Annotated in this window: 7 protein-coding genes and 1 pseudogene; 4 read left to right on the forward strand and 4 right to left on the reverse strand. The window is 62.8% G+C overall.

All coding sequences use genetic code 11. The features are described 5' to 3' along the window. Positions 1–34: 34 nt before the first annotated feature. Complete coding sequence (locus JF781_RS26910; protein ID WP_007172294.1) at positions 35–1,228, reverse strand: cytochrome P450; 1,194 nt, start codon at positions 1,226–1,228, stop codon at positions 35–37. A 65-nt stretch (positions 1,229–1,293) separates the two neighbouring features. Here JF781_RS26910 and JF781_RS26915 point away from each other — a divergent pair, with 65 nt between their 5' ends. Further along, positions 1,294–1,875 (forward strand): TetR/AcrR family transcriptional regulator, encoded by a 582-nt coding sequence (locus JF781_RS26915; protein ID WP_033717422.1) that lies wholly within the window; start codon positions 1,294–1,296, stop codon positions 1,873–1,875. A gap of 645 nt (positions 1,876–2,520) precedes the next feature. Here the strand turns inward: JF781_RS26915 and JF781_RS26920 are convergent. The 3 genes and pseudogenes from JF781_RS26920 to JF781_RS26930 all read right to left on the reverse strand — a co-directional run. Beyond that, the gene (locus JF781_RS26920; RefSeq protein ID WP_033717424.1) at positions 2,521–3,144 is read right to left on the reverse strand and encodes a hypothetical protein; all 624 of its coding nucleotides are present in this window, start codon (positions 3,142–3,144) and stop codon (positions 2,521–2,523) included. After that, positions 3,129–3,740 (reverse strand): hypothetical protein, encoded by a 612-nt coding sequence (locus JF781_RS26925; RefSeq protein WP_087139652.1) that lies wholly within the window; start codon positions 3,738–3,740, stop codon positions 3,129–3,131. The genes JF781_RS26920 and JF781_RS26925 overlap by 16 nt, the downstream gene beginning before the upstream one ends. 119 nt (positions 3,741–3,859) lie before the next feature. Next, positions 3,860–3,973, reverse strand: a pseudogene (locus JF781_RS26930) (hypothetical protein); the annotation flags it as partial. 457 nt (positions 3,974–4,430) lie between these two features. Between JF781_RS26930 and JF781_RS26935 the strand changes: the two are divergent. From JF781_RS26935 to JF781_RS26945, 3 genes are all read left to right on the forward strand, one after another. Continuing rightward, positions 4,431–5,507 carry a site-specific integrase gene (locus JF781_RS26935; protein ID WP_007172298.1) on the forward strand — a complete coding sequence of 359 codons (1,077 nt, stop codon included), beginning with the start codon at positions 4,431–4,433 and terminating at the stop codon, positions 5,505–5,507. Continuing rightward, positions 5,504–5,827 (forward strand): helix-turn-helix transcriptional regulator, encoded by a 324-nt coding sequence (locus tag JF781_RS26940; RefSeq protein ID WP_007172299.1) that lies wholly within the window; start codon positions 5,504–5,506, stop codon positions 5,825–5,827. Before JF781_RS26935 ends, JF781_RS26940 begins: the two co-directional genes overlap by 4 nt. 158 nt (positions 5,828–5,985) lie before the next feature. Then, entirely contained in the window at positions 5,986–7,095 is a 1,110-nt protein-coding gene (locus tag JF781_RS26945; RefSeq protein WP_225330576.1) for an integrase, read from the forward strand. Positions 7,096–7,262: the final 167 nt, after the last annotated feature.

Consider the following 7,262-nt stretch of genomic DNA (forward strand, 5'->3'; position numbering starts at 1 on the left):
CGGGTCGGTCACAGCCAATTGGACCGCAGCGCGGCTAGTTCGCCGACCAGGAGATCGGCAACGACAAATAGCCCCGGATCGGGCCCGACCGCAGGCGCTGCGCGCGGCCCAAGTCGACTTCCCAGTTGGGCACGCGGGCCAGCAAGGCGCGCAACGCGATCCGGGCCTCCATCCGGGCCAAGGACGCACCGAGACAGAAGTGAATGCCTCGGCCGAATGCCACTTGGTGTTCGGGTTTGCGCCCGATGTCAAACACGTCGGGATCAGCGAACACGCGTTCGTCACGATTAGCCGAGCCGAACAACAACAGCACCGAATCACCCGCCGACATTGTGACGCCATGCACTGTCACGTCGCGGGTCAACGTTCGCGAAAGTCCTTGAGCCGGTGAGTCATACCGCAGCAGCTCCTCAACAGCTGCCCCGAGCAAGCTCTCATCGCCAGCCAGCCGGTGGCGGGTGTCGCGATAGTCGGCCAGTACCACCGCGGCGTTGGCCAGCAGATTCGACGTCGTCTCATGACCGGCGATCAGCAGCAGCAAGCAAAAGCCAAGCAGTTCGTCGTCACTAAGGTGCTTTCCGTCGATCTCGGCACACACCAACGCTGACATCAAATCGTCGCGCGGTTGGCCGCGGCGGTCGGCGAGGAAATCGGTGAAGTAGCCATAGATCGCGGCCGCGGCTGCCAAAGCCTCGCCGGTCTCGCCGTGGGTGGGATTGGACTGCACCAACGCGTTCGACCATCGCCGAAATTGTGTACGGTCCTCGCGCGGCACACCGAGCAAATCAGCGATCACCATCGCCGGTAGTACAGCTGCGAAGTCGGCGACGAAATCGGCCGAACTGGCTTCCTGGATCAGGCCGGCCGTCAACTGATCAGCGAGGTCCTCGATCGCGCACGTCAGCGCCGCGATTCGTCGCGGGGTGAAGGCCTTGCTAACCAATGCCCGCAGCTGATCGTGTCGCGGGGGATCCATCAAAATCATCATCGGCAGCAGCGATTCGCGAAAAGTCGAGCCCGGTGGAGTCGGAAATACTCCGTCGACCGACGAGTAGCTGTGATGGTCAAGCAGCGCGCTGATGACATCCGCGTGGCGACTAAGTACCCAGGTGTTGGTATCGGCGGCGTGATAGACCGGTGCCGCGTCGCGTAGCTGCCGGTAGACGGGGTAGGGGTCGTCCTGAATTTCCGCGTCAAAGGGATCGTAGCGAAGTTGTACCGTCGACATAGCGTCTCCTGCCACATTGCAGAACGTCGGTTTAGACTGAGAGTTTAAACCGAGGGGAGGACTTTATGCGGAAGATTCCCGCTCAGATTGCCGACCGGTTGCCTGCCGCGGCCGAACTCTTCGCCGAGCGCGGGCTCAACGACACAAAGATCGAAGACGTCGCCGCGACCACGGGCATCGCCAAGGCCACGCTCTACTACTACTTCGCCGGCAAAGAAGAAATACTCGCCTTCCTCCTCGAAGACGCCCTACAACACGTCGCGCACGAGGTCACCGCGATCGTCGAGGCAGACGGCGCCGCCGCCCAACGCCTGCACGACGTCATCAGTGCCCAACTGCGCGTGATGGCCCAGCGGCCCGCTGTCTGTCGCGCCCTCATAGGAGAACTGGGCCGCGCCGCCCGCATGCCCGCCATCGCCAACATGATCAGCACCGCCTACTTCGAACCCGTCGAGACCTTGCTTCGCGCGGGCGCTAACGACCGTTCACTCGAGGCTCTCGACAACCCCAGAGCTGCCGCCATCGCGCTATTCGGTGCAGTCACCACCAGCGCACTGACCTACCTAATCACCGACGATACGCTCGACGAAGATCTAATCGCACGAACAATCCACGACGTCGTGTTTACCGGCATACGGCCACGCTAGCTCCCCCCGCAGACCAATCTGCGACCACGCCTGTGCTCGATAGTCAACGACTTTGAGCATTTCTGAACATCTCCTACCCCAACAGCTCACCCCCAGAACGCCCGCGTCCGATGGAGGTGCGCGGCCGGCGAGATCCGGGCACCTGACCAGTGCAGCCAGAACGTCGGACCCGAAAACCGCTAGCCCACCACGGCAATACCGCAGGTTTCGAATACGACCACTCCACCAGCACAGTGCCAACACACGACTTACACACCGCCCCTTGGTGTTTCGTGCACTGTGCAAAGTCTCGATGGTCGTCGCACACCAACCATGCGCCCGCACACGACGGGTCAAGTAGCCCGTGGCCGCGGGCAAAATTAGCGTCAGACGGGGGACTTGCCAGGGCTACGGAGGCGTGGCACAGCCTCGAAGCATCCAGGTCTCGAATGGCTCCGCCGGGCGGCGGCCGCAATAGTCAGATATGGCCAATCCGACCCGCGTCTCGGCAACGTGGGATGTCCACATCGCGATATTCGGTATCGCCGGTGGATCCTCACCCGAAGGCTGTCCCCGACGGCCTTCCGTTGTGTGGGCCACAGCCGCGAACCTCCGCGACCGGGCTTCCTTGGAGGCGCCGGGGGAGACCTCGACGTGATGGACGCTCTACGTCTTGACGTCGGGATCGTCTGTGTCACGCTGCGGGTTGGAAAGTCCTGGCGCGGGTGTATTTGATTGAGCTGCTGGCGGATTCGCCCCAGTCGTGCCAGTACCAGCAGTGCCAGGCGCCTTTTTCGTAGTGGTGTCTGCTTCGGGTTCAATCGGGTCGCGCAGATCGATCATTTCGGTGCCAGCCTGGGGAGATATGGTCTTGGTCGTCCAGGTGGACTTGACCCTCGACGATTTGCCTTTGTGTTCGACGTGTACCTCGATGGCATCGGTTGCACTCGCCCCGCTGGTGAGTGTGAAGTAGACGCGAATCTTGGCTTTGCCGCCATCGAAGTTGATTGGCCCGGCACCAGTTTTGGAACGTCCGATTAATGGCAGCTTGGTGTTGGTGCCAGCTGCCATGAGTTCAACCGAATCGACTTGCGCGGCCCCGCTTCCCTCCTTGGCGAGGACGACTTCCACGAACCCGGTCTTGTCGAATTCGCTTGTCACCGTGATGTTGGCGCGGTTCTGACGGATGTAGAGGACGACCGGCACGCCGATTGCGGCCCCCAACGTGGCGGCGGCAATGATGACGCCCCAAATAATCCAGTCGATGCCGAACATCAGGGACACCCGCACGGAAATGACTGTGCGCCCGTTATGGGGTCCACCTCGATGCCTCTATGACACACCTCGCTGCACCCGACCACCTTGCATTGCAAGAGGCCGTTGAAGAATCGTCTGAGATGGCAGCGGTCGTCGTTGTCCTCCCACACGACCTCATACGGGCCCCTCGACGCAGTGCCCACGCGAAAATCGATCGCACCCTCGTCGTCATTGCGCGTGGCTCGATAGAACGACACCGCTTCAGGGTGACCCGGATCCGGGGTCAACAGGTAGTCACCGTTGACCAGCGGAACCGCCGTGTGCCAGATGGCCGCGATGCGCTCGCCCTGACCCCGCTCAACGATGCCCAGACCTGAGCGCGCCTGAGCCCACGATTCTGCGGTGAAAGACAATACGGTAGGGGTGTGGAGCGACGGATGATCCGCATCCGAGAACACGATATCTTGTAGCGAGGGTTCTTCCGCTAGACGCTGCGCGAGCTCGACACTCTCTTCGTCTTGAGCCAATTCATTTCGCACTCTTGGATCTAGCGGTGGCACGATCCCGGCGAGTTCGAGCACGAATGCTGCCATTGTTGCCGGCCACGCCGGCATGCCTACCCCCGTCATGGCACAAACGATAGGGCGATCGCCGCAGCATGGGGCGCATTTCGGCATTTTCGCAGCGGTGGTCAATTTCATTGATCAACGCTGCGCCCCTCGCGGTCCGCGGTGTCGGCGGACGGTGGCTACGGTCTCCACCTTGTCGTAGGGAGACGTTCCCAGGTCGCTGCTTCGACGAGGCCCACCGTGATGAGGAAGGGCACGAACATGCGTTGTTGGGCTTCGGGTTGGCGGGCCAAAGCAGGCTCCAATCCCCCGGCGGGGGAGCGGCTGCGCAGTAGGACCACAGGCAGGAGCGTTTGCTGGAAACGCCCGCCCGCTCGACCGCTCGCCCGGTTATCGGCCCTAGGAATTGACTCATCGAGTGAATCACAATGCGTTAGTGCCACACTCGCTGCATCACGTCGAAACCGGTTGCAAGAGCGTGCGATGCGTATGGCGGCGGATTATCGGGAATGTATAGTGGCGCTCGACTACGTTGAAGTACAACCGATTGCGCTATATGCGGTAGTTAACCAACAGTCGACGGGTTCCTGAGCCACCGAGTGGTGTGCGCCAGCCCGTCGAGTGCCTGGACCAGCTGTTGTGGGCGTGTCCCTGCTGCAAAACCCGCGAATGAAGTGGCATCATCTTTGCCGACTGGATAACTGATCAGCTGATGATTCTTCACTGTGGGTGAAGTTGAGGAGGCGTGGGTTGGCTCTGGCTGTCGTGCGGGACCTGAGGGAGCAGCGGGCACCGGCGACCGAGGATGAGCTCGCCGGCTTCGAGACCGATGTGCTGGCCGGATTCGTCCTTGCCCGGGCATCGGCCGGGTTGGTCGACTCGACCATCCGCAACGACGTGAATCACCTTGAGCTGATCCGGGACTGGTTCGGTCGGCCGCTGTGGGAGATCCAGCCTGCTGACGCCGACACCTACTTCGGCAAGGTGCTGCGTGATGCCCGGGCGTCGACTCGGACCGGGCGGGCGGCCGCGCTGACGGTGTACTTTCAGTTCCTCGAACTGCGTCACAAGGTCGAGTTGCACAATCTCAGCGGCCGGGTCATCGAGTGCCCGCTCGATGAGATCAACCGACCGCGGGCGTGGGTGGATCCGCAGCTGCGCATCCCGCCGACCGCCGACGAGGTGGAGCAGCTGTTCGCGGGGTGGCGCGGGGAGCTGGTCACCTGCCGCAAGTTCGCCCCGACCGCCCGAAACTACGCCGTGGCTCGCCTGGTGGCCGATGTCGGATTGCGGATCAACGAGGCGCGGATGCTCGACCTGGATGACGTGCGCTGGGAGCTGGGCCGGTTCGGCAAGCTGAACGTCCGTCATGGCAAGGGATCTCGTCGCAAAGGTCCCAAGCCGCGGGTAGTGCCACTGATCAACGGCGCCGACCGCAGCCTGCAGTGGTTCATCGAAGACGTGCTGGGCCTGTTCGATGTCGACCCGAAAAACCATGCTGCGCCGCTGTTTCCGTCCGAACGCAAGAACATCGACGGGACGTGTATGCGCGCGACCGCCGACGTCTATCGCCGCGCCCTGGCCGAGGCCACCGACCGATATCTGCCGAGGTGGTCGGGGAAGCTGACACCGCATGTGCTGCGGCATTTCTGCGCATCCCAGCTTTATCTGGCCGGTATGAACCTATTCGCGATCCAGGAACTATTAGGTCACGCCTGGACGGGCACAACGGCTCGGTATATCCACGTGCACGCCACCCACGTCGAAGATGCCTGGGTCACCGGGCAACGCCGGGTCGCCGATCGATGGAAAGGACTCGCTCGATGAAATGGAACCTGCGATTGGCCGCGGCCAATCGCGGCATCTGGAAGGCCAGCGAACTCCAGCGGATGCTCGCCGACCGCGGTCTGGTCATCAGCGCCGGCAAGATGTCGGGCCTGTGGTCGGGCAACCCCAACGCCATCAAACTGAACGACCTGGACGTCATCTGCGCCGTCCTCGGCTGCGGGGTCGACGAGTTGCTGATTCCCGAACCCGAAACCGTGGCAGCGGCCACGCCCGTCACCGACGACGAGTCAGCGGCGGTCGGTGAGGCCCGGTCGGTCACGCCGCGCACTCGCGCCGGCAGGTCGCTGCCGCCGCGATGAACTGCCTGCACTGCGGGACTGCGCTGCCTGCCAACAGTCGCCGCGACCAAAAATACTGCGGCAGAAGCTGTTCAAGAAGAGCGTCCTACCAACGCAGAAAGGCGGGACTGCCTGCTCGCCCGCCCCGGCGGCATCCAGCCTTGGAATCCGACGACCCCGTGCTCGCGGCCGCCGCGATACACGCCCGGGAACTCGGTGCCGCCCACGATTGGTGCGGTGAGACCACAAACCGATGCCTCGACGCCCTGCTCACCCTTCTGGCCGGTCGGCCCACCGGTGATCGCGTGCCGCTCACCGAGGTTCGAACCCGGCCGCATCGGCTCGCGTCCCGTCGCAGGCTCGTCGAAATCCTATCCCACTTCGACCTGCTGAAAGACGACACCGAACCTCCGATCCGTGCCTGGATCGACCGCGTCACCGCGGAACTTCCGCCAGGATTCGCCGAGCCGGCCCACCACTGGCTCCTTACCCTGTTGGTCGGCGGCGCACGTGCTCGCCCACGATCACCGAGGACGCTCTACAGCTACTTCGGCTCGGTCAAGCCCCTTCTCGCGCACTGGTCCACCTCCTACGAGCATCTCAGGGAGGTCACCAGGGCCGACGTCGACGCGGCGCTGCGGCCGTTTCAGGGAAACCAGCGCCACAATCTGATCAAGGCGCTGCGGTCGCTGTTCCGGCACGCCAAGAAGAATGCTCTGGTCTTCAGCAACCCAACAGCGGGTTTGAAGAGCCAACCAGTAGACCAGGACCTCCTGCCCATCACCGATGACGAGGTGCGCTCGATCGAACAGCTCGCCAGCGAACCGCTTGAACGCCTCGTCGTGGCGCTGAGCGTCGAACATGCCTGCCGCACAGCCGTTATACGCAAACTCACGCTCGACGACATCGACCTGCCGAACCGGCGGATCACCCTTGCCGGACACAACCAACGGCTCGGTGAGCTCACCCACATCGCGCTGAACACATGGCTCGACCACCGCCGGGACAGATGGCCCCACACTCCGAACCGGCACGTTCTACTCACGACGAAAACTGCATTGCGCACAACGCCGGTCAGTCAAAAATCGGTGAAACCATCGTTGAGCGACAATGGATTCACGATCGAACGCATCCGTGCCGACCGAATCCTTCACGAAGCGCTGACCGCAGGCCCGGACCCACTGCACCTGTCTCTCGTCTTCGGCATCTCCCACAACACCGCACGGCGCTACACCACCGTGGCCGAACGGCTGCTCAGCGACGAACTCGAGCAGCCGGTAGAACCGTAGTGCCACCCAACGCCGCCAGACTCAGGGCCCGCGAACCCGCCGCAGTTATGAACCTTCACAGCCGAAAGGCCGTGGGTTCCAACTGAAATCGCTTCAATCCGGCTGAACTCACGGGAAACTCACTGGTAACCCGCCATATTCGATTCGGTCGTATTGCCGCTTGACAG

The organism is Mycobacterium sp. WUMAC-067 (assembly GCF_020217485.1).
In the GTDB taxonomy this organism is placed as follows: domain Bacteria; phylum Actinomycetota; class Actinomycetes; order Mycobacteriales; family Mycobacteriaceae; genus Mycobacterium.